This is a genomic window from Caballeronia sp. NK8, from assembly GCF_018408855.1.
GTDB lineage: Bacteria > Pseudomonadota > Gammaproteobacteria > Burkholderiales > Burkholderiaceae > Caballeronia.
Map to the genome: position 1 here is coordinate 786676 of NZ_AP024325.1, position 21759 is coordinate 808434.

Annotated in this window: 19 protein-coding genes and 2 pseudogenes; 14 read left to right on the forward strand and 7 right to left on the reverse strand. The window is 62.7% G+C overall.

Annotated features, from left to right (window positions below; all coding sequences use genetic code 11):
- Window positions 1–46: 46 nt before the first annotated feature.
- Both NK8_RS28955 and NK8_RS28960 read right to left on the reverse strand, forming a co-directional pair.
- Window positions 47–2023 (reverse strand): beta-galactosidase, encoded by a 1977-nt coding sequence (locus NK8_RS28955; protein WP_213233169.1) that lies wholly within the window; start codon window positions 2021–2023, stop codon window positions 47–49.
- A 10-nt stretch (window positions 2024–2033) separates the two neighbouring features.
- Window positions 2034–3185: an ABC transporter ATP-binding protein gene (locus tag NK8_RS28960; protein WP_213233170.1), complete on the reverse strand. Its 1152-nt coding sequence runs from the start codon at window positions 3183–3185 to the stop codon at window positions 2034–2036.
- Between the two features lie 198 nt (window positions 3186–3383).
- Between NK8_RS28960 and NK8_RS28965 the strand changes: the two genes are divergently transcribed.
- From NK8_RS28965 to NK8_RS28990, 6 genes and pseudogenes are all read left to right on the forward strand, one after another.
- Window positions 3384–4421, forward strand: coding sequence for a LacI family DNA-binding transcriptional regulator (locus NK8_RS28965; protein ID WP_213233171.1), 1038 nt, complete (start codon window positions 3384–3386; stop codon window positions 4419–4421).
- 112 nt (window positions 4422–4533) lie between these two features.
- A pseudogene (locus NK8_RS28970) lies at window positions 4534–4616 on the forward strand (IS5/IS1182 family transposase); the annotation flags it as partial.
- 227 nt (window positions 4617–4843) lie between these two features.
- Window positions 4844–6787: an arylsulfatase gene (locus NK8_RS28975; RefSeq protein ID WP_213233172.1), complete on the forward strand. Its 1944-nt coding sequence runs from the start codon at window positions 4844–4846 to the stop codon at window positions 6785–6787.
- Window positions 6788–6794: 7 nt separating this feature from the next.
- Window positions 6795–7838: a formylglycine-generating enzyme family protein gene (locus NK8_RS28980; RefSeq protein ID WP_213233173.1), complete on the forward strand. Its 1044-nt coding sequence runs from the start codon at window positions 6795–6797 to the stop codon at window positions 7836–7838.
- Window positions 7838–8623 carry a MetQ/NlpA family ABC transporter substrate-binding protein gene (locus NK8_RS28985; protein WP_213233239.1) on the forward strand — a complete coding sequence of 262 codons (786 nt, stop codon included), beginning with the start codon at window positions 7838–7840 and terminating at the stop codon, window positions 8621–8623. Before NK8_RS28980 ends, NK8_RS28985 begins: the two co-directional genes overlap by 1 nt.
- On the forward strand, window positions 8620–9582 hold the full coding sequence (locus tag NK8_RS28990; protein ID WP_225936506.1) for a hypothetical protein: 963 nt from the start codon (window positions 8620–8622) through the stop codon (window positions 9580–9582). Before NK8_RS28985 ends, NK8_RS28990 begins: the two co-directional genes overlap by 4 nt.
- 50 nt (window positions 9583–9632) lie before the next feature.
- On the opposite strand, the gene NK8_RS28995 is transcribed toward NK8_RS28990, so the two are convergent.
- Window positions 9633–10097 (reverse strand): hypothetical protein, encoded by a 465-nt coding sequence (locus tag NK8_RS28995; RefSeq protein ID WP_213233175.1) that lies wholly within the window; start codon window positions 10095–10097, stop codon window positions 9633–9635.
- Window positions 10098–10366: 269 nt separating this feature from the next.
- Between NK8_RS28995 and NK8_RS29000 the strand changes: the two genes are divergently transcribed.
- The 7 genes and pseudogenes from NK8_RS29000 to NK8_RS29030 all read left to right on the forward strand — a co-directional run bounded on the left by NK8_RS29000 (window position 10367) and on the right by NK8_RS29030 (window position 17187).
- Window positions 10367–11266, forward strand: coding sequence for a LysR family transcriptional regulator (locus NK8_RS29000; RefSeq protein WP_213233176.1), 900 nt, complete (start codon window positions 10367–10369; stop codon window positions 11264–11266).
- 189 nt (window positions 11267–11455) lie between these two features.
- Entirely contained in the window at window positions 11456–12778 is a 1323-nt protein-coding gene (locus tag NK8_RS29005; protein ID WP_213233177.1) for an MFS transporter, read from the forward strand.
- A 30-nt stretch (window positions 12779–12808) separates the two neighbouring features.
- A complete protein-coding gene (locus NK8_RS29010) occupies window positions 12809–13849 on the forward strand; it encodes an amidohydrolase family protein (protein ID WP_213233178.1) in 1041 nt (346 codons plus the stop codon).
- Complete coding sequence (locus tag NK8_RS29015; RefSeq protein ID WP_213233179.1) at window positions 13846–14514, forward strand: RraA family protein; 669 nt, start codon at window positions 13846–13848, stop codon at window positions 14512–14514. Before NK8_RS29010 ends, NK8_RS29015 begins: the two co-directional genes overlap by 4 nt.
- A 64-nt stretch (window positions 14515–14578) precedes the next feature.
- Window positions 14579–14971, forward strand: coding sequence for a hypothetical protein (locus NK8_RS29020; RefSeq protein WP_213233180.1), 393 nt, complete (start codon window positions 14579–14581; stop codon window positions 14969–14971).
- A gap of 50 nt (window positions 14972–15021) precedes the next feature.
- Window positions 15022–15363, forward strand: a complete 342-nt coding sequence (locus NK8_RS29025) for a YciI family protein (RefSeq protein WP_213233181.1) — start codon at window positions 15022–15024, stop codon at window positions 15361–15363.
- Window positions 15364–15522: 159 nt separating this feature from the next.
- Window positions 15523–17187, forward strand: a pseudogene (locus NK8_RS29030) (alpha-amylase family protein).
- Between the two features lie 2 nt (window positions 17188–17189).
- On the opposite strand, the gene NK8_RS29035 reads toward NK8_RS29030, so the two are convergent.
- The 4 genes from NK8_RS29035 to NK8_RS29050 form a co-directional block, all read right to left on the reverse strand.
- The gene (locus tag NK8_RS29035; protein ID WP_213233182.1) at window positions 17190–17639 is read right to left on the reverse strand and encodes an RDD family protein; all 450 of its coding nucleotides are present in this window, start codon (window positions 17637–17639) and stop codon (window positions 17190–17192) included.
- A gap of 54 nt (window positions 17640–17693) precedes the next feature.
- Complete coding sequence (gene tatA, locus NK8_RS29040; protein WP_213233183.1) at window positions 17694–17906, reverse strand: Sec-independent protein translocase subunit TatA; 213 nt, start codon at window positions 17904–17906, stop codon at window positions 17694–17696.
- 217 nt (window positions 17907–18123) lie between these two features.
- Window positions 18124–18852 carry a Sir2 family NAD-dependent protein deacetylase gene (locus NK8_RS29045; RefSeq protein ID WP_213233184.1) on the reverse strand — a complete coding sequence of 243 codons (729 nt, stop codon included), beginning with the start codon at window positions 18850–18852 and terminating at the stop codon, window positions 18124–18126.
- 186 nt (window positions 18853–19038) lie between these two features.
- The gene (locus NK8_RS29050; protein WP_213233185.1) at window positions 19039–19419 is read right to left on the reverse strand and encodes a nuclear transport factor 2 family protein; all 381 of its coding nucleotides are present in this window, start codon (window positions 19417–19419) and stop codon (window positions 19039–19041) included.
- Window positions 19420–19772: 353 nt separating this feature from the next.
- Here NK8_RS29050 and NK8_RS29055 point away from each other — a divergent pair, with 353 nt between their 5' ends.
- Window positions 19773–21746 (forward strand): AAA family ATPase, encoded by a 1974-nt coding sequence (locus tag NK8_RS29055; protein WP_213233186.1) that lies wholly within the window; start codon window positions 19773–19775, stop codon window positions 21744–21746.
- Window positions 21747–21759 lie beyond the last annotated feature (13 nt).

Here is a 21759-nt window from a genome sequence, read left to right on the forward strand (position 1 = left end):
CGTCTCCTGATCGTTTTCGTATGTGGAACGTTTCTGCTGTGCTTCCTCAAGCCATGCGATAAGCGGCCACGCCTTGCGGCGCGACTTCTCGTGTGCCGATGACGAAACGATCATCGGTGACACCATCGATCGTGTGCGTCGCGTTCGAATAATTGAAGACGTAGGCGATACCGCCGCGACGGCTCACGCGAACATCGTTGCCCAGCGGCGTCGGCGACAAGCCTGCCTCGCTGGCGATACGAGCAAACAGCGTCCGTGTGAGACTTTCATCGAAGATGCTGGTGAAGTAATGCATCTTGCCGCTTTGAACGTAAGCGGGATGACCGTCCGCGAAACGCGCGTGAATCGTGGCGTGTTGCGCATCCGCGAGTTCGATCAGATCGCGCCAGTGCCGTGCATGGCCATTGCCTACCGCATCGCCGTTGACTTGCACCGGCTCCGTCACATTGGGCCGCATCGATTCGACGCGCCACACGCGAACGGGCAACACGGTCGCCAGCGGTCCCGGCGGCAAGTTATGCGGAATCTGCAGTTTGTCGGTCTTCGATCCGGTCCGGGGCGCCAGCACGACATGCGCGCCCGATGCCGCGAGCCGCGCCGCGAAATCGCCGGGCACGATCGGCAGCGGCGGCACGACGACCATCGCATAGCCATCGAGCGGCGCATGCGCGGACACGATATCCACATCGAAGCCGAGCGAACGCAACGCCGAGTAATACTCGAACGCAAAGCGCGGATAGAAAAAGTCTGCGCCCTGCGGATGAATCTCGAACAGCCACTTGGCTTCGTAATCCCACACCAGCGCGACCTTGCCGCGTACATCGGCATTCGCATCGGCATGCGCGGCTTCGACCTGCGCGATTTCATGCGCAACCGTCGCTGCTTCGCTACCGCCCATGTCGAGCCGATTGTCCGGCGTATTGAGGCCCGCGTGCATCTGCTCCTGCGCGAAGGGCGCCTGCCGCCATCTGAAGTAGGAAACGCAGCCCGCGCCGTGCGCAAAGGCTTCCCACGACCACAGCCGCACCATGCCCGGGAGCGGCGACGGATTCCAGTGCGCCCAGTTCACCGGACCCGGCTGCTGCTCCATCACCCAGAACGGCAGCTTCGACATGCCGCGATAGACATCGTGATTGAAGGACGCGAAGTCCGGATGCCCAGTGCGCAGATACTTCTGCTTCACTTCGGGCGCGAACCATTGTTCTTCGAGCGCGCCCAGCGGATAACTGTCCCATGTCGCGATATCGAGATCGCGCGCGACAGGATAGTGATCGAACTCGGTAAAAAGCTGCATGAAGTTATGCGCGATCGGCCGTCCCGGCGAATGGGCGCGAATGGTCTCGACCTGCATGCGGTTGTAACGCGCGACTTCATCGGAGGCGAAGCGCCGGTAGTCCAGCCGATGCGAGGGATGCGCTTCCGTCACCGTTGCAATGGGTGCGTCGATCTCGTCGAAGCTGCGATATTCCATGCTCCAGAACACGGTGCCCCACGCGCGGTTCAGCGCGTCGATCGTCTTGTAGCGCGCTTTCAGCCATTGGCGAAAACGCTGTACGGCAGCGCCCGAATAACTAACGACCGTGTTATGGCAGCCGTACTCGTTGTCCGTCTGCCAATACGCGACGGCGGGATGGTTGCCGTACCGCTGCGCGACCGCCTCGCAGATCACACGGGATGCCTCGAAATACGACGGCGACGAGAAATCGTAGTGACGACGCGAACCGAATGCGCGCGGACGCCCATCGGCGCCGACCGGCAGAATGTCCGGATGGCGGTCGATCAGCCACTTCGGCGGCGTCGCGGTCGGCGTGCACATCACGACTTCGAGTCCAGCCTGTCCGAGCACGTCGACGGCGCGATCGAGCCAGTCCCAGTCGTATTCGCCTGGCGTTGGCTCGATCCGGCTCCACGCGAATTCCGCGATCCGCACCTGTGCGATACCGAGCGCCTTCATACGGCGCGCGTCGTCCTCCCACATCGATTCCGGCCAGTGTTCCGGGTAATAGCAAACTCCGAGGCGCATGTGTCTTCCCTTATGCAGTGTGTGCGAAGGCGCTGATTGGCGTGACGGTGAAGCCATCGGCAGTAAAGAGATGGCAGGTATGCGGGCGCACGACGAAGCTGGCGCGCTGTCCTCGTTCGATCGTCGCGTTGCCGGGCACTTTGGCGATGAGCACATCGCCACCGGGTTCGTCGAGATGCACGTAGCTGTGTTCGCCGAGATGTTCGGTCAGCGAGACCGTGCGCGCGAGTGTCGCCTCGCCTTTCGAACGATCGCCCGCACCGAGTTCGAGATGCTCGGGACGCACGCCGAGCGTGACGGGCTGATGCTCCTGCAGAGCGCTGCCATCGACGGCAATGGTCACCGCTTCGCCGGTGTGATCGAGCGTTACGCTCACGCCATGAGAATCGATCGCGCTCACTTTCGCCGCCAGAAAATTCATGCGCGGCGAGCCGATGAAACCCGCAACGAAGCGGCTCGCGGGACGGTGATACAACTCGAGCGGCGCACCCACCTGCGCGATGCTGCCGAGACGTTCGGTATCCGCGCCGGCGTGCAGCAGAACGATCTTGTCTGCGAGCGTCATCGCCTCGGTCTGATCGTGCGTCACGTAGACGACGCTGGCGCTTGCGAACTGCTTGTGCAGCCTTGCAATCTCGATACGCGTCTGGCCGCGCAGCGTGGCGTCGAGATTGGAGAGAGGTTCATCGAACAGGAATACGCCCGGCTCGCGCACGATCGCGCGGCCGATCGCCACGCGCTGACGCTGACCGCCCGACAGTTCGCGCGGTTTGCGTTCGAGCAGCGCATCCAGTTGCAGAATGCGCGCGGCTTCACGTACGCGCTGATCGATTTCCCCTTTCGACTTCTTGGCGAGCTTGAGCCCGAAGGCCATGTTCTCGTAGACCGTCATATGAGGAAACAGCGCGTAGCTTTGAAAGACCATCGCCACGCCGCGCTCGGCGGCCGGCACGTCGTTGACCACGCGTGAATCGATCAGCAAGTCGCCATCGGTGAGATCTTCGAGACCGGCGATCATGCGTAGCAAGGTGGACTTGCCGCATCCCGAAGGACCGAGAAATACGCAGAATTCGCTCTTGCCGATCTCGAGATCGACGTTGCGAATCACCGGCGCGTTGCTGCCGTAGGCCTTCTGCACGCCTTTCAAGGAAATACTCGCCATCGCCTGAACTCCGTGATCTAATTAGCCGAACGCGGAGATTAAGCGCTTAACCAACCGGGAAATCAGTACCGCCGCAAGCAGGATTCGCATGAATGTCTCCGTGAATCGTTTTGATGTTTTGACGCATGGTGCCGCGCCTTTGAAGGCGAAGCAAATAATGAGAGCACCTCCCACATAGTGATTTCCCAGCGAAGCGCGATGCCCACACTCAACGAAGTCGCCCGGCGTGCCGGCGTCACGTCCGCCACGGTCTCGAACGTATTGCGCAATCGCGGCCGGGTCGGCGAAGAGACCCGCCGGCGCGTGCTCGAAGCGGTTGCCGCGCTCGATTACCGCCCTCACCTCACGGCACGGGCGCTGGCCGAGGGACGCGCGCCGACCCTCGCGCTCATGGTGTCCAGCATTGCGAATCCTTTCTATCCGGAGTTCGCACTAGCGGTCGAACGCGCCGCACGTGAGAGCGGGCATTTCGTCATCATCTGCAACACCAATGAAGATCCGCTGGCGGGCCGTGCGATCCTTCAGCAGATTGCGGGGACGCTGTCGGAAGGCGTATTGGTGATGAACGCAAATCTCGACTTCGACGATCTGCATACGACGCAGGCCAATGGCACGCCTGTGGTGTTGTGCATGTGGGAACGTCCCGACGATCCGCCGGGACTGCCATGCGTCGCAGTCGATTTCAGGCTGGCGGGCAAGCTCGCCGGACAGCATCTGATCGAACTCGGGCACACGCGCATCGGCGCGATCGTCGGCAGTAAGTCGATGGGCATTCACGCCTCTCGTTACGACGGCTTTGTCGACGCCATGCGCGGAGCGGGACTGGACATCGTGACCGCGAACACGATCCACGCACCGGACACCGTGCAAGGCGGGTATGCGGCCACGTTCGAATTGCTCGCGCGCGACGCCGGCATCACGGCCATCTTCGCGACCAATGATCTTCCTGCGCTCGGCGCCATCGACGCGGCAGCCGATATGGGTCGCTCCGTACCGCACGATCTTTCGATCGTGGGCATCACGGACATCCTTCTGGCGCAGCAATGGCGGCCCCCCCTTACCACGGTCGCGGTGCCCACAGTCGAGGCTGCGGGCTTGGCCGTTGCATTGCTACGCGAGATGATCGAGGAGCCTCAGCGCGCAGCCGATCGTAGTAATCGGCGATGGCGTCTGCTCACAGCGTCGGAGCCGCACTTGGTCGTGCGCGGCTCCACAGCATGTTGCCCGCGACGTTAGCTCGACTCGCGGTTCACCGCACGCAGTAACACTGTGCCTGCGCGCTGCAACGCCAGGCAAGCTTCTCAGCTATTCGCCATTCACTAAGTTCAAGACCCGACGCGGGTCAGTCAGCGGCATGAGTTGCTGGCGTCGCGTTCGAGCAACTGGCAGGCCGCCGGCGTCTGGGAGCAGTTGCATGAGGTGCTGCTTGCGCGATAGGTCATGACCTCGGAAACCGGCGGGGCAGCCGAGATGTAAAAGCGGTTCACCACGCATGACGTCGATGCAGAGCCGGGTGCATCCCACACGGCCCAAAAATCTCAGTGCAGCGCACCGGCGCAAATCGTTCACGCTGCGGAGCAAAGCAGAAATCGATCTTTGGCGCGCTGGGCCGCGTTGCTAACATCGCCGCTCCATTCCAACGGCCCACCATAACGACAATGATCACGTCCCGTTCGATTGCGTTCCGTCGCGCTGCGCTCGCGCTTGCCATAGGCAGTCTGTTCACGATTGCCTCATGCGGTTCTTCCGACGACGGCGCGCCCGCCACTACGCCCGTCGCCTCCGCGGCCAAGCGTCCGAACATCCTCTACATCATGGCCGACGATCTCGGCTACTCGGACATTCATGCCTTCGGCGGCGAGATCAATACGCCCAATCTCGATGCGCTGGTCCAATCCGGCCGCATCCTGACGAATCATCACACCGGCACCGTCTGCGCCATCACGCGAGCGATGCTGATCTCGGGCACGGATCATCACCTCGTCGGCGAAGGGACGATGGGCGTGCCCACCGACGAGCGCAAAGGCCTGCCCGGTTACGAAGGCTATCTGAATGACCGCGCGCTGTCGGTGGCGCAACTGCTCAAGGACGGCGGATATCACACGTACATGGCGGGCAAATGGCATATCGGCTCGGGCATCGTCGGCAGCACGACGGGCGGCGGACAGACGCCGGATCAGTGGGGCTTCGAGCACAGCTATGCGCTGCTCGGCGGCGCGGCGACGAATCACTTTGCGCATGAGCTCGCGGGCTCGAAGAACTACACCGAGGACGGTCAATACGTGCAACCGGGACAGCCCGGTCAGCCGGGCGGTACGGGCGGCAGTCCGGCCGTGTTCTACTCGACCGACTTCTACACGCAAAAGCTCATCTCCTACATCGATTCGAACAAGGGCGACGGCAAACCGTTCTTTGCGTACGCCGCGTACACGTCGCCGCACTGGCCGCTGCAGGTGCCGGAGCCGTATCTGCACAACTACGCGGGCAAATATGACGCCGGCTACGTTGCGATCCGCAATGCGCGCATCGCGCGACAAAAGGCGCTCGGCATCATTCCGGCCGACTTCACGCCGTACCAGGGCGCACCGGAAACGCTGACCCAATCGCCGGCGACAGCGAATAACGGCGCCGCGAACGCCAGGTACATCAGCGCCGTGCATGGCGCAGCGCAAGGTTACAGCGACTACGGTCCGGGAACCGTCGACAAGTCCTGGAACAGCCTGTCCACCGCGGAGAAGAAAGCACAGGCGCGCTATATGGAAATCTACGCGGGCATGGTCGAGAACCTCGATCACAACATCGGGCTGTTGATCCAGCATCTGAAGGACATCGGTGAATACGACAACACGTTCATCATGTTCCAGTCGGACAACGGCGCGGAAGGCTGGCCGATCGATTCCGGCGCCGATCCGACCGCAACCGACACCGCGAACGCGACGGACACGATCTACACCACGCTCGGCACCGATAACGGCAAGCAAAACGCACAGCGCCTGCAATATGGTCTGCGTTGGGCGGAAGTGAGCGCCACGCCGTTCCGTCTCACCAAGGGGTACTCCGGCGAAGGCGGTGTGTCGACGCCGCTCATCGTGCATCTGCCCGGTCAGGCTGCGCAACTGCCCACGCTGCGCGCATTCACACACGTCACCGACAACACGGCGACCTTCCTCGCGGTCGCGAAAATCGATCCGCCAACGCAAGCCGCGCCGCCGCTTGTCAACACGCTGACGGGCGTCGATTCGAACAAGGGCAAGGTCGTCTACAACAACCGATATGTATATCCGGTGACGGGTCAATCGCTGTTGCCGTTGCTCAATGGCGATGCGTCGGGTGAAGTCCACACCGCCGCGTTCGGCGACGAGGCCTACGGCCGCGGCTATCTGCGCAGCTCCGACGGCCGCTGGAAGGCGTTGTGGACCGAACCGCCGAGCGGTCCCGTCGACGGACACTGGCAGCTCTTCGACCTGCAGGCCGATCGCGGCGAGAACAACGACGTCGCCACGCAGAATCCGTCGGTCATCGACAGTCTCGTGCAGCAGTGGAACACCTACATGAGCACGGTCGGAGGCGTCGAGCCGCTGCGTCCGCGCGGCTACTACTGAGCGCGGCATGAAACGGCACTGGCAGACTATCGGCGGCGCGGCGCTCGTCATCGGCTTACTGTTCGCGGGAGGCTTTGGCGCGGCGCTCGCCGTGAACGCCGATCGCGGTTTCGATCCGCGCAATCTGACGCGCGCGCTCGCCCCGCTCGGCTCCGAGCAGCAATGCGAGCGCTACACCGGCCTGCCCGCGCACTGGCGTGACGATTCGCACGCGGGCATGGTGCATCTGAGCGGCGGCGAGTTCGTGTTCGGCAGCAAGCTCGGTTATGAGGATGAAAGTCCCGCCGGCGACGGGAGAACAAGAGTCGGAGGCTTCTGGATCGACCAGACCGATGTCACGAATGCGCAGTTTGCCGCCTTCGTCGATGCGACCGGCTATGTGACCGAAGCCGAACGCCAGGGCGGCGCGGTCGTCTTTCATGTGCCCACGCGCGAAGAAATGAACGCACGTGATCTCGCTTGGTGGTCGTGGGTGAAGGGTGCGTCATGGAATCATCCGCAAGGTCCGTCGAGCACATGGAAGGGTCGCGAGAACCAGCCCGTCACGATGGTCACGCTCGCCGACGCCCTCGCCTACGCCCACTGGCTCGGACGTGACCTGCCGACGGAAGCCGAGTGGGAATACGCGGGCAAGGCCGGTCACGAAGGCGCCGAACTCGACGCCGCCCCGCGCGATCCGCACGGCAAGCCATCGGCGAATTACTGGCAAGGCGTGTTTCCCGTGCTCGATTCAGCCGAGGACGGTCACGCGGGGCTCTCGCCGGTCGGGTGTTACGCAGCCAATGACTTCAGGCTCTACGACATGATCGGCAATGCCTGGGAATGGACCCGCGATCCGTACACCGGAGCGCGCCAGCCGCATGCGAACGGCGACACTGCAGCGGTCGCGCCCGCCACCCGCCGGCACGATACGGCGATGGTCATCAAGGGCGGCTCGTTCCTGTGCTCACGCGATTACTGCGTGCGCTACCGGGCGTCGTCGCGCGAGCAGCAGGAAGCGGATCTGCCGGCATCGCATATCGGCTTTCGCACCGTGTCGAGGGATGGGTGATGCGTCTGGGCGCAACTCTCGTAGGCGCGCTCGTCGCCGTGTGCTGCACGTTCGTCGATGCGGCGCCGCGCGCTGTCCGTATCGGCGTGACGGCGGGCGAAGAAGCGCAGATCATGGCGCAGGTGCGCGATGTCGCGGCGAAACAAGGACAGCCACTCGATATCGTCGTCTTCGATAACCCATTGCACATCGACGCCGCGCTGGCGGGCGGCTCGATCGACGCGGCCAGCTTCGAGGACGAAGCAAGCCTCGACGCGCGGCGCAGGCGCGACGGCTACGCGATTCGAAGCGTCGCCGCAACCGTGACCTTGCCGATGGCCCTCTACTCGCGCAAGCTCGCATCGCTCGCCCAACTCACGCGCGGCGCGACCATCGCCATACCCGACGACGCGCCCGGCATCGCGCGTGCGCTGATCTTGCTGCAGAACTATACGTTCATCACGCTGCAGGACAGTGCGGGACTCTCGCCCACCGTCGCGGATATCACGAGCAACCGCTACGGCCTCGTCATCCGTCGTGTGCCGCGCGCCCGGCTGTACGCGATGCTCGACACAGCAAGCTTCGTCGCAATGAACGCCGACGACGCCGCGCACGCCGGCCTGATGCCGGGACGCGACAGTATCGGCATCGAGGATGCCCGCTCGCCCTGGCAACACGTGCTCACAGTGCGTTCAAGCGAAGCGAACGCGCCATGGGTCGCGCAACTCGTGCGCGCCTGTCACTCCGACGACGTCGCCCGCTTCATCCTCGCGCGCTTTCAGGATTCGGTGCGCAGACCATGGTGAGCCAGTTTCCACACGCGTTTTCGTTCGAATGCACGACGTGCGGCAAGTGCTGTAACAGCCCGCCCGCGCTGTCGTTACGCGAACTGTTCCGCTATCGCGATGTGTTCATCGGCGCCATTGCGATCAGCCGGGCGCCGCGCATGCGTGCGGGCCAGCGTGTGCGCATCGGCCCATATGAAACCCTTCTGAGCGATGAGGACGCGAGCGCCTGTGACGCGCTCGCCCGGCTACACACCTTTCCCATCGGGGCGCATGGCGATTTCATCAGCGTGACGACACAGGCCATCGACTACGCTTCGCCCGGCCGCTGCCCCGCTCTCGCGGACGACGGACTTTGCCGCCTGCATGCCGATGGCAAACCGGATCAGTGCATCGCCGTGCCGCTCGACCCGCTCGTGCCCGACCGTCTGCAACATGTCGTTCTGGCGCAGCGCTCGTTCGGCGAGGGCTGGCTCGGTGCGCAGTGCATCGAGCCGGGCGAGCGGCGCGATCCGGCGCTGGTCGCGAACGGCGGCATCGTCGCCAATGACGCGAAAGCGGCGATGGACCGCCGGCGTCGCGCGCTTGCAACGGAGCGCGAGTGGTGCGGCCGGACGATCGTCGATGCACTCCTATGCGACTTCGCTGCCGATCCCCGCCGCGCGCTGGCCCAGGTTCCCGAGAACGGATACCGGACCATTTCGCTCGTGCCCGCGTTGCTCGTCATCGGCGGAATGTCGCCGGCACTTGCGCAGCATTGCATCGGCTATATCGACGCTCAGACGGGGCTGATCCGCCGCAGCATCACGCGCGCGATCGAGCGGCGCCGCCTCGACGACCGGCCGATGACGCAGACACTGCGCGCTTTTCTCGATGCCCTGGCCCGCGCGCGCGAACATCTCGCGAGCGTCCCCGCTCAATCGAACGCATCGTCGCTCGCAGAGCAAGCAGAGACCTACTTTCTGGGCCACGGCTGCTGATCTGGGCGCGCGGTATGATGCTTGAGATGATTGACCGGTAAGAAGCTTCGCTAGCACGCTCCGTGCATCGCCCTGAGATCCGGAAAGTGTCCTGCTCTTAGAATCCTATCGAGTCGTTCCGTGGCTACTTCAACGCGGTGGAGCGGCGCGGAGGAAAGCTGCCTGTCATATGCACACAGAACCGCCCCGATTGCGCCGCACCGATCTTCTGCAATCCGCCACTCATCAGCTGCTTCCGACTCTTGAATGCATATCTTGAGGACCGCTTCAGCCTCCACATAGGTTGCGATCGGCGGCTCGAGCCGTTCCTTGTCGCATACGAAGTAAGCTAAATATAGGGTTTTGATAAGTTCGCTCGCGAGATCAGCATTGCCACGTCCCGCCCGCATCGTGACCAGCGCCAGGTGATTTCTCAGCGATACCGCGCATGCCGCAGTCGGCTTCATCGGCAGCAGCTGAGTTCGGGTGAGGGGCGCTCGACGCACCCCTTTGGATTTTTTCCGTTTGTCTGGCATGGACGCAATCGCCAACGATACGAGGCGCCGCCCCGTCGAATCGGCTTTAAGATGCCCATCACGACTCGTGATAGCCGCTATGGTGTGCCGCCAGGACAGCGGCCGTTCCCGGCAGATTACGCGCGATGCAAGCTTCGCTCTGTGCGCCGGGCAAAGGAGTCGACAACTTCTCGAAGACTGCCACTGACCGTGGTGTATCGAACGGTGTCCCGAGCAGCGCGTCACCGTAGGATCTTTAAAGTTGGTCACCGTATTCCGGGAACGTCGACATGAATTTCAGATCCTTGCAGTGCTTTGTCATTCTTGCCGAAGAACTGAACTTCAGCCGCGCGGCTGAACGTTTGCATATCGCTCAACCCGCGCTGAGCCAGCAGATCCGGCTGCTGGAAGAGCGGCTCGGCACCCAGCTCGTCGATCGTGCGCGGCGGCCGCTGCGGCTCACTGAAGCGGGCCAATACCTCTGCACCGAAGCGCGTCAGATTCTCGGCTCGTGGGAACAGGCGAGCATGGGAGCGCAGGAGATCGGCGTCGGGCGGCGCGGCTGGCTGTCGATCGGCTTCACGCGCTCCGCGATGTACAGCATCCTGCCGCCCGCGCTGAAGGCGTTTCATCACGCGTACCCGGAAGTCGAACTGAAGCTCTTCGAGATGTTGACCGAAGAGCAGACCGATGCGTTGCGCGACCTGCGCATTCACGTAGGCATCGGAAGGCAGCCTCTCCTGATCGCCGGCTGCACGTCGTATCCGCTGCTGCGTGAGCATATCGCGGCCGTGCTCTCGCCGGATCATCCGCTGGCGGGAAAGAAGAAGGTGCACATCGCCGAGCTCGAAGATACGCCGGTCATTCTCTATCCGAAGCATCAGAACGCGCAGTTCAAGCGCACCGTGCAGTCCCTGTATCGCGATGCGGGCGTGACGCCGTTCGTCGCGCATCAGGCTTACGAAATCCAGACCGCGATCGCGCTCGTCGCGGCGGGACTCGGCGTGACCTTCGTCGGCGAATCGGTGGCGCGGCACGGACGCGCGGATGTCGTGTTCCGCCCGCTCACGGGCCCTGGCGCGTCCCAATGGTCGACGCTCGCCGCCACCTTCCGCACCGACGACGACTCGGCTCATCTGCGCGCCTTTCTCGGCTGCCTTCCTCCGCCGCTCCCGGACGCCGCACTATAAGCAAAGCCTTATAGAAGCATAAGGAACGCGTCTTGGACGCGCGCTGCCACGCTTCTTATCATCGGTTTTCCTGCTCTGAATCCGGCACGCTGCATGCGAGAACGGATGTGAGCAGACGGACGGCGAAGGCCGTTTGTAAAGCAGGGCCGCAGAGCCCTCGCGATCCGATGAAAAGTACGTGGAGACGGCATGACGCCATTCAACGAAGCGACAACCATGCGAAAGGTGTACGGGCGGCTCATGCCCCTGCTCTTCGCGATGATGTTTTTCAATTACCTCGACCGCATCAACATCGGCTTTGCGGCGCTCGACATGAACAAGGCTCTGGGCTTTTCGCCCGCCGTGTTCGGCTTCGCGGGCAGCATCTTCTTCGTGGGCTACATGGTGCTCGAAGTGCCGAGCAACCTGCTGCTGCATCGCGTGGGCGCGCGCCGCTGGATCGCGCGGATACTGCTCACGTGGGGCGCGGTGGCGGCCGCGACGGCCTTCGTGTTCGACGATAAGAGTTTCTACGTGCTGCGCTTTCTGCTCGGCGTGATGGAAGCGGGCTTCCTGCCGGGCGTCGCGGTTTATCTGACGAAGTGGTTCCCGGAACGCTACCGGGCGCGGGCGGTGGGCGGCTACATCATCGCGGGATCGTTTTCGGCGGTGCTCGGCGGTCCGATCTCCACGGCGCTGATGACTTACGCCAATGGCATTCTCGGCCTGCAAGGATGGCAGTGGATGTTCATCCTCGAAGGCGTTCCGGCGATGCTGCTCGGCCTGCTCACACTACGCATCATGACCGAGCGCCCCGCCGACGCCGACTGGCTCGCCGACGACGAAAAGCAATGGCTCGAAACGACGCTCGCGGCCGAACGCGAAGCCGTCGGCGGCAGCACGCACTATCCGCTTCTGCGCGTGGCGGGCGACGTCCGCGTGTGGAGTCTCGCGTGCCTGTTCGGCTGCGCGCTGGTCGGCATCTACGGGCTGTTTTTGTGGCTGCCGCAGATCGTCAAGAGTCTCGGCCATCTGAGCAACATCGAAGTGGGCTTTCTTTCGGCCGCTCCGCCGCTCTTGGGCGTGCTGGGCACATTCATCATCAGCCGCAGTTCGGACCGCACCGGCGACCGCAAGAAGCATCTGGCATTCGTCTACGGCATGAGCGCCCTGGCGATTGCAGGCAGTGCCTATGCGCCGAACCCGGTCATCGCCTATGCGCTGCTGTGCGTGACCGGTCTCTTCATCTACGCGGGCAATCCGCTCTTCTGGAGCCTCGCTTCGTCGTTCAGGACGGGAGCTGCGGGCGCGGCGACCATCGCGCTCATCAATACGATCGCGCAGTTTGGCGGACTGGTCGGGCCGTGGAGCATCGGACTGGTGCGCAACGCAACCGGCAATTTCAAGCTCGCGCTGCTGACCATCGCCGCGTTTCTCGTCGTCGCGACCGTGATCGCGCTCGTGATGCGCGTGAAACCCGCCGACCGTGACGACGCTTCGCTGCCCGCGGCGAATCCCGCCACGCGTACCTGAACCCCGCATACAACGATACGGAACTCACGCATGATCATCGATTGTCACGGTCACTACACGACCTCGCCGCCGCAGCACGAGGCATGGCGCACGCAGCAGATCGCGGCGCTCAGGGACGGCGTCTCGCCGCCGCCGCGCCCCGCCATTTCCGACGACGAGATTCGTGCCAGCATTGAAGGCGGCCAGTTGCGCATCCAGCGCGAACGCGGCACCGACCTCACGATCTTCTCGCCGCGCGCCGCCGGCATGGGCCATCATCTGGCAACGTCCGAAGCCAACGCGGTCTGGTCGGAAGCATGCAACGACCTCGTGCATCGCGTCGTCGAACTCTATCCGCGCAATTTCGCAGGCGTCTGCCAGTTGCCGCAGGCGCCGGGCGTCGCGCCGGAGAACTGCATCGCCGAATTGCGGCGCTGCGTGGAGGAGCTGGGCTTCATCGGCTGCAATCTGAATCCGGATCCGTCGGGCGGCCACTGGTCCGGGCTGCCGCTCACCGACCGCTCGTGGTATCCGCTCTACGAAGCGATGGTCGAGCTCGACGTGCCCGCGATGATCCACGTGTCGTCGTCGTGTAATCCGAACTTCCATGCGACCGGCGCGCATTACATCAATGGCGACACGTCGGCGTTCATGCAGTTGCTGCAAGGCGACCTGTTCGCCGACTTCCCCACGCTCAAGTTCATCATTCCGCACGGCGGCGGCGCGGTGCCGTATCACTGGGGACGCTATCGCGGACTCGCGCAGGACATGAAGCGGCCGCTGCTCAGCGAGCATCTGCTGAACAACGTCTTCTTCGATACCTGCGTCTATCACCAGCCGGGCGCGGAGCTGCTCGCCAAGGTGATTCCGGCGAAGAACATCCTGTTCGCATCGGAGACGATCGGCGCGGTACAGGGCGTCGATCCCGAAACGGGTCATCACTTCGACGACACGCGCCGCTATATCGACGCCATCGACTGGCTCGGCGACGCGGGCCGCGAGCTCATTTTCGAGGGCAACGCGCGTGCGGTATACGGGCGCCTGTCCACGCAACTCGAACGACATCGATCCACTGAAGGAGCGGCGACATGAACGCAATCGGATGGCGCGAAAACGAATCGTCGGCGCAGGCGAGCCCCGCGATGCTCGCCGCATTGCGCGAACTCCCCGTCTCGCTTTTGAGCGACAACATGGCGCGCGTGAGCGGCACGACCGGCTTGCGTCCGTTTCATCGGTCGAAGCCTATGGCGGGCACCGCGGTCACGGTGCGCACGCGCGGCGGCGACAACCTCGCGATTCATCGTGCGTTCGACTTCTGCCGTCCGGGCGACGTGCTCGTGATCGACGGCGCAGGGGAACTCACCCAGGCGCTGATGGGCGACATCATGGCGAGCTACGCGGAAAGCCTCGGCGTGCAGGGGCTCGTGATCGACGGCGCAATCCGCGACGTGGGCGCGCTGAGTCAGCGGAATTTTCCTGTGTATGCGCGGGGCGTCACGCATCGCGGGCCGTACAAGAACGGACCGGGCGAGATCAACGTGCCGGTGACGGTCGGCGGCATGGTGGTGCATCCGGGCGACATCATCGTCGGCGACGAGGATGGCGTGCTCGCCATCGCGCCCTCCGATGTCGAAGCAGTGATCGAAGGCGCGCGCAAAACCGCGGCAAAGGAAGCGGCGGCGCTGCAATCGATCGCGGAAGGACGCTTCGACCGTTCGTGGGTCGCCGTGCAGCGCGAGCGCATGATGAACGGCTGACGCCTTGCCGAACCGTGGCGGGCGCGCGCATGATGGCGTGTTCGCCTTTTCGACCCAACCCGCCATGCCCGACTATCTGAACGCAGCAGCGCTCCTGGCCCTTGCACGCCGCGCGGAAGCCCACGCGCCCGGTCCGTGCGCCTGCACGAAAACGCCGCTCGACGGCTGGCAATCCCAGCCGCTTTCCCTCGATGAAACCCGCTTTCGCGAGATCGGCACGCTGATACCGGAAGACGATCCGGAACCGACCTTTGCAGAATATCTGCCCGGGAAGGTCAACTACTGGTCCACGGAAGCGCCCATCGCGCCGCGTCATTTCCCGTACAACCGCTGCGGCGTGTGGGAATGCTCGTCGTGCGGGCGTCTCTATCTGCGCTACACCGAAGGCGGCGGCTATTTCGTCGATCGAAGGATCCGCGCGTTGCAATTGACCTTGATTGAGGACGTCTCACTCTGAGCGGCGACAGCACCGGGAGCAATCCCGAAACTCATCCGGAGGACCCGACGATGCCGAAGTACCTTATCTCCTTCCCCAGTTCGGCGATGGACATCTCCGACGAAGATATGGCTGCGGTCGGCGAAGCGGCACACGCGGTCATGAGAGAAGCGAAGGATGCCGGCGTCTATGTGTTCGGCGGTGGCGTAAACGAGGACGTCGCGCCGCTGATGGTCGCCGCCGACGGCACCGTCACGAACGAGACCTACCCGCAGACCAGGGAGTTTGGCGGCGGCTTCTGTGTCCTGGAACTCCCGTCGCGCGAAGCCGCCGTCCAATGGGCCGCGAAGATCGCCAACGCCTGTCGCTGCTCGCAGGAACTCCGCGAGTTCGGCTACGACCCGGAGAGCTGACCGGCGAGGTCGCGAATCTGCGAAGGCGGCCGGAACACTTCTTGCGCAGCACGGATCGGCGAAGCGAAGGTCGATGCCGCGAAGAAGCAATAAGCGATGCAGGGGCGAACCGTTCGGTTTGCCCGTCTAATCCACGGAAAGCGCTCGTAAGCCGAGGCTATGGTCAACGACCTCTGGTACAAAAACGCGATCATCTACTGCCTGTCGGTTGGCACGTTCATGGACGCGAACGGCGATGGCGTCGGTGACTTTCGAGGCCTGCTGCGGCGGCTCGACTATCTTCAGGGGCTCGGCATCACCACGATCTGGCTGATGCCCTTCCAACCGTCGCCCGGCCGCGACAATGGCTACGACATCACCGACTACTACAACGTTGATCCACGCTACGGCTCGCTCGGCGACTTCACGGAGTTCACGCACGCGTGCCATCAGCGCGGCCTGCGCGTGATGATCGATCTCGTAGTGAATCACACGTCGGACCAGCATCCGTGGTTCAAGGAAGCGCGGCGCGATCCCCAATCGAAATATCGTGACTGGTATGTCTGGTCGAAGAAGCGGCCGGCCAACGCCAAGGATGGGGTGGTCTTCCCCGGCGTGCAAAAATCGACATGGACGTACGACAAGGAAGCGGCCATGTGGTACTTCCATCGCTTCTACGAGTTCCAGCCCGACCTGAACACGGCCAACCCTTTCGTGCAGGCCGAGTTGCTCAAGATCATGGGCTTCTGGATCCAGCTCGGCGTCTCGGGCTTCCGCATGGACGCAGTGCCTTTTGTCATCGCCACCAAGGGCGCGCAGGTGAAAAGACCGGTCGAACAATACGACATGCTGCGCACGTTTCGCGAGTTCCTGCAATGGCGCAAGGGCGACGCGATCATTCTCGCGGAGGCGAACGTACTGCCCGACACCGACATGAAGTACTTCGGCGACGCCGGCGAACGATTGCAGATGATGTTCAACTTCCAGGTCAATCAGAACACGTTCTATGCGCTCGCGAGCGCGGACGTAGCTCCTCTCAAGAATGCGCTAGAGGCGACGAAGTCGCGCGCCGCTACGGCGCAATGGGGCGTATTCCTGAGAAATCATGACGAACTCGACCTCGGCCGGCTTTCGCCCAAGCAGCGAGAAACCGTGTTTGCGGCGTTCGGCTCCGACCCCGCCATGCAGCTCTACGATCGCGGCATCCGCCGCCGCTTGGCGCCGATGCTCGATGGCGACCGTCGCCGGCTGGAGCTTGCGTACAGCCTGATGCTGACGCTGCCGGGAACGCCCGTCGTGCGTTACGGCGATGAAATCGGCATGGGCGACGACCTGCGCCTGCCCGAGCGCGAAAGCGTACGCACGCCGATGCAATGGTCCACCGAGCCGCATGCTGGCTTCACGAAGCATGATCGCCCCGTTTGTCCGGTGATCTCCGGCGGACCGTACGGCTTCGAACGCGTGAATGTCGCGTACCAGCGCCGCGACCCGAACTCGCTGCTGAACTGGATCGAGCGAATGATACGCATGCGCAAGGAGGTGCCTGAGATAAGCTGGGGCGATTTCGCGATTCTGAAGGCATCGCGCGATGACGTGCTCGCATTGCGTTACCACTGACGCAACAACTCGGTGGTCTGCGTGCACAACTTCAGCGCGGCGGCGTGCACGGTGAAGTTCCGGGTCGGCTCAAACGCCGGCGAAAACGACGTACTCGTGAACCTGCTCTCCGACGACCACAGCCAGGGCAACGTGAAGGGGCAGCACACGGTCGTGCTCGAGCCTTACGGCTATCGATGGTTCCGGGTAGGCGGTCTCGACTACCTCCTGAAGCGCAGCGAAGTGTGACGCTAGGGCGATTTCCGCAGTCGCGTCGCGGTTATTTCTTCACCGACGACGACAGTATTTGCGATTCGGTCATGGAGGGCTTGCTTGCGCGGATTGAATGGTACCCAGAGAAAGCCCGCTCCACACATGGCGAACGTGAGCACATAGCCCACCGTGCGCAAGACGGCTTGCCTGCGGGTCATGGGCTCGTGACTGTCAGCGTCCACGATCCGCAATCGCACCACGCGCTTTCCCGGTGACGTGCCCCACACGACCCATAAAACACCGGTTATGAGCAGTGGAATGCACTGGGCCACGATCAGCCAAAGGACGAAAGTCGCCGCGAGCGCATCAGGCGACAGTGGGATTTCTTCGGAAGAAGGTCCTAACGGGATGAACAGAAGGATAACCGTCCACCAGATCGAGTCGATGAACAGCGCGCGGGCGCGCTCGGAATACGTGGCGAGGCGCATGCCGCGAACTCCAGCGTGAAATCGTCTCACCGGTAGTGCGGCCCTCTTGCGTGTTTAACGTGCAGTGACATCCTTGGCTCGAACATCGATGGTATCCGGGACCGACGTTACCTTGGAGTCCGACGTCGAGACATCGCCCATGCCTTCCTTGAAACCCTTGACGGCACCGCCCAAGTCGGAACCGACACTACGCAACTTCTTGGTGCCGAAAATAAGCGCAACGATCGCCAAAACGATAAGCCAATGCCCGATGCTGAGACTTCCCATATCACTCACCCTAACAGAGAAAAACGCTGAAAAAGAGCGGAATACGCAATATTTACTTCACGCTCCGCTTTATCCTCCCTACATTCTGTCATAAAAATCAATGGCTTATGTGGCCCTCTTTCGTGCCGGAATGCAGCAGGCGGCAGGCGCGCATGAAATTTTTACCTCAACGAGAGCCTTCATGGATTTGCCAGCGCCTCTGGACAGAAGCGCCAAGCTATTCCATGAGACCCGCAATGTGTTCCTCGAGGTGCTGCAGCCCGGTTGTCGCAGGCCGCGCCTCCACGACGCCGAACATCTCGCTTCGGTTTGGCGACAGGTCTACGAGGAAGTTTCTCGGATGCTCGTTTTGTCGGTCCCAAGGGAGCATTGCCTCGGGGGGAACGACCTCGAAAGCGCTACCGATGGCGAGAAACAGGTCGCACGCGCGCATCTCTGCCCGGATTCGATGGAGATTGAGATAGGCAGGAGCCGCCTCTCCGAAGAATACGACTCCAGGCTTGACGCCTTCGTGGTTTCCGCAAATCGGGCAGGCAGCCGCAGGGTCGAAATACAACCCGTCTTTCGGAAACGCGAGATCGCACGCGGTGCACAACAACGAGTTCAAATCGCCGTGGAGGTGGATGACGGAGGTGGCGCCGGCTTTCTCGAGCAGGTCATCGACGTTCTGAGTCAGCAACTGGACGCGCTCGGCTCCCCACTTGTTCTGCCACTTGGCGAGCAGCTTGTGCGCGGCATTCGGCTCGGCACCATGCTTCTCGCGAATGCGGTCGTTGTAGAACCGGAAGACGGCCTGACGGTTCTTGCGCCATGTGTGGATATTGCAGACCTCGTCGACACTGTTGCGAGTCCAGATACCGTCCCCTGTACGGAACGTCGATAGACCACTTTCGGCGGACAATCCCGCGCCGGAAAACACGTAGAGTCTGGGCGTCCTGTTGTCCATTTCTCGAGGCTTGCGCTTTGCGCGATTCCATCAGTTTGGTTGGGCGTCCGCTATTCAAGCCTCGCTCCGCATCCAATTGACTGCAGAATTCGCGTCGACTCGAAGGCAGCATTTAAAGGCTCGCGACCTATTGAGCAGAAAGTCTACCAAGATCCGATAGCGACGAGCGGACGCGCCGCATTTGATTTAGCCGTGCGCAGCCGTATCGAAAAATTCGAGCCATCGGCTCACCCGACCGTCCTCGACTGTGAAGATGTGCACCCATTCTGTCTCGAACGGTCTGCCCGTCGCCTTGACAACAGCGGCGACGAAGCCGATGACGACAATATGGTCGCCAGCATCAATGAATTCGCGCGGTTCAAATCGGGTTATCTCTTCCGCATCGAGCAGGTCCTTGAAAAAGCGTTGAACCTCCTCGCGTGTCCGACAGGTGGTTGCGTAAGGCAAGCTCGACGGTCCGACGACTCGCCAGTCAACTACGTCCGGAATCAACGCCAACACGCCAGCCACATCGCCACCGGCAAAGGCGGAATACGCTTTCTTCACCACGTCTATCGCATTGGGCATGTCAACCTCCGAGCGGCTGTCTCATCATTGAAGTGAGGCAACCCGGACCTGACGTCGGCGCTTTGCCCCTCGGAATCATAGAAGCTGCCAAAGCGCGATTCACGCTGCACTGCGACGCATGAAACGAACAAGGTGAGGAGGACCAGGACAGAGCGAATCACGTACCGCGCCGTCCCAAAGCGGCCATTCGTACGGACGCGGACTTTCAGCGCGTGCGACATTCGTAGCCTGCGCTCCCGCGTTGCCTCCTTAAGAAAAAGCGTGCAGACATGGCACGCGCAAGAGCCGGAGCATGAGAGGCAAGTCTCCGCATGAGAGGGACGCACACGTACGCGATACGAGGAAGAACCCCCATGAAACCGGGAAAAAATGGACTGTGGACTCGGCTGCGTCGCCGACGGCGACTGCTCATCTCCGTCGTTGCGTTCGTCGCCGTACTGATCGCGATCGGCTCAGGCGTGCTGCGGCATCGCACGGCGGACCAGCATCGCGATCCGCTTCAGGCGACGAGCATCGTTTATCAGATGCGGCAGGATCCGTCGCAATGGGCACGCACGGAGAACGACGCTTCGCGCATGCTCACGGATATCCGCGAGAAGCGTGTGGCCGCGATCGGCGTGACGCTCGACGCCATCCTCGTGTCTACAAAAAGCGGGCTGCGGTACTTCGTCAGCGACCGGTTCGCGGTGTTCTCGCAGTCGTTGCTGCTCAATGCGATCAAGGGCGAAACTGCGCCGGACTACCAGATCGCGTGGCTTCCGAATGTGTCCATCGGCGCGCAGCCGGGCGTAGGCCCGCTGCTCGCCTTCTTGCGTGATTCGTTCGTCATGCTGGTGTACGTGCTGATGCTGGCCCTTATGCTCTGGTACGTGCGCCGCGAGATGAAGGGTGACGCCACGCTGATCACCGAGCCGCCCAACACGCGTTTCGACGACGTGATCGGCGCGGTCGAGGCAAAGGCCGCGCTCGAGGACATCAAGGCCTATCTGCGCGATCCAAAGTCGTTCACGAAGCTGGGCATCCGTCCACCCTGCGGCGTGCTGATGACTGGCGGCCCGGGGGTCGGCAAAACGCGGCTTGCGCAGGCGCTGGCGGGTGAGTGCGGCGCGAGCTTCATCGCGATCACGGGGAGCTTTTTCAGCGCGAAGTACTACGGCGTCGGCATTCAGAAGGTCAAGCATCTGTTCAAGACAGCGCGCAAGCATGGCCCGGTGGTGATCTTCATCGATGAAGCTGACGGGCTCGCCGCACGCACCAGCGGCGCGTCCGGTTCCGCCGACGCCGAAAGCAACCGCATCATCAATCAACTGCTCGCGGAGATGGATGGCTTCGAGCAGAACGAAGGTGTGCTTCTCGTCGCTGCGACCAACTTCCCCGAGAATCTCGACGAAGCGCTCCGCCGTCCGGGCCGCTTCGATCGCATCGTGCCGGTGCGTCTGCCAGACGTATCGGATCGCGTGAAAATATTCGAGTATTACCTGGGCAAGCTGCCGTCGTGTTCGACGGATATCGACTGCAATCAACTGGCGCGGCTGACGGTCGGTTTGTCGCCCGCCTCGCTGTCGATGATAGTCAACCAGGCCGGATTGATCGCGCGCAAGCAAGGCGCGGGCATGGTGTGCGCGGAGCATCTGCGCGAGGCGGTCAAAGTCGCGCGCATTGGCGACGTGAGTAGTGCGGAGAAGGCGCTCGATGCGGACGAAGTGCGTCGCGTCGGCGTACATGAAGCGGGGCATGGCATCGTCGCTGCGCTGCTGGGTGCCGGTGTACTGGAGGAATTGACGGTGCTGCCGCGCGGCGGGGCATTGGGCATGGCGCTCATTACGAAGCCGCAGGACAAACACCTGTATCGCCGCAGCGAACTGGAAAAGGAACTGATGGTGCTGCTCGGCGGACGCAATGCGGAGTTGCTGGTGTTCGGCGAGGCATCGAGCGGCGCGGCGCAAGACTTGCAGGAAGCATCGCGCATCAGTCTGGAGATGGTGTCGCGGCTCGGCTTCGGCCGCGAAGGCAATCTGTTCAGTCTCGCCGCGCTACCGCGCGAGAGCGCCGCACGGCAACTCGACAATGCGATCGACCAGGCTAACGCGCTATTGAACGAGATGAACGAGCGCTGCTTCGACCTGCTCGCGCGAAATGAATCGATTCTGTGCGATGTCGCTCTCGCGCTGACCAGGACCGAGACGGTGCCCGGCGCATATGTCTATGATCTCATCCGCAAGAGCGGAGTCACGCAGTCGCCCGAGCTGGAAGCAGTGTATTTCAGTGCCGCGGCTGGCGAGCGGGCTGCCGGTGATTTTCGGGACAACGATTTCAAACCGACGTAGTCGTTGTGGGCGA

Bases quoted from the DNA above. Each gene is read 5' to 3' on its own strand.
- NK8_RS29045 (WP_213233184.1), bottom strand. From the start codon at position 18,852: ATGGACAACAGGACGCCCAGACTCTACGTGTTTTCCGGCGCGGGATTG.
- NK8_RS29035 (WP_213233182.1), bottom strand. From the start codon at position 17,639: ATGCGCCTCGCCACGTATTCCGAGCGCGCCCGCGCGCTGTTCATCGAC.
- NK8_RS28980 (WP_213233173.1), top strand. From the start codon at position 6,795: ATGAAACGGCACTGGCAGACTATCGGCGGCGCGGCGCTCGTCATCGGC.
- NK8_RS29020 (WP_213233180.1), top strand. From the start codon at position 14,579: ATGCCCGACTATCTGAACGCAGCAGCGCTCCTGGCCCTTGCACGCCGC.
- NK8_RS28965 (WP_213233171.1), top strand. From the start codon at position 3,384: ATGCCCACACTCAACGAAGTCGCCCGGCGTGCCGGCGTCACGTCCGCC.
- NK8_RS29050 (WP_213233185.1), bottom strand. From the start codon at position 19,419: ATGCCCAATGCGATAGACGTGGTGAAGAAAGCGTATTCCGCCTTTGCC.
- NK8_RS28955 (WP_213233169.1), bottom strand. From the start codon at position 2,023: ATGCGCCTCGGAGTTTGCTATTACCCGGAACACTGGCCGGAATCGATG.
- NK8_RS29005 (WP_213233177.1), top strand. From the start codon at position 11,456: ATGACGCCATTCAACGAAGCGACAACCATGCGAAAGGTGTACGGGCGG.
- NK8_RS28985 (WP_213233239.1), top strand. From the start codon at position 7,838: ATGCGTCTGGGCGCAACTCTCGTAGGCGCGCTCGTCGCCGTGTGCTGC.
- NK8_RS29025 (WP_213233181.1), top strand. From the start codon at position 15,022: ATGCCGAAGTACCTTATCTCCTTCCCCAGTTCGGCGATGGACATCTCC.
- NK8_RS28995 (WP_213233175.1), bottom strand. From the start codon at position 10,097: ATGCCAGACAAACGGAAAAAATCCAAAGGGGTGCGTCGAGCGCCCCTC.
- NK8_RS29015 (WP_213233179.1), top strand. From the start codon at position 13,846: ATGAACGCAATCGGATGGCGCGAAAACGAATCGTCGGCGCAGGCGAGC.
- NK8_RS29010 (WP_213233178.1), top strand. From the start codon at position 12,809: ATGATCATCGATTGTCACGGTCACTACACGACCTCGCCGCCGCAGCAC.
- NK8_RS28975 (WP_213233172.1), top strand. From the start codon at position 4,844: ATGATCACGTCCCGTTCGATTGCGTTCCGTCGCGCTGCGCTCGCGCTT.
- tatA (WP_213233183.1), bottom strand. From the start codon at position 17,906: ATGGGAAGTCTCAGCATCGGGCATTGGCTTATCGTTTTGGCGATCGTT.
- NK8_RS29000 (WP_213233176.1), top strand. From the start codon at position 10,367: ATGAATTTCAGATCCTTGCAGTGCTTTGTCATTCTTGCCGAAGAACTG.
- NK8_RS29055 (WP_213233186.1), top strand. From the start codon at position 19,773: ATGAAACCGGGAAAAAATGGACTGTGGACTCGGCTGCGTCGCCGACGG.
- NK8_RS28960 (WP_213233170.1), bottom strand. From the start codon at position 3,185: ATGGCGAGTATTTCCTTGAAAGGCGTGCAGAAGGCCTACGGCAGCAAC.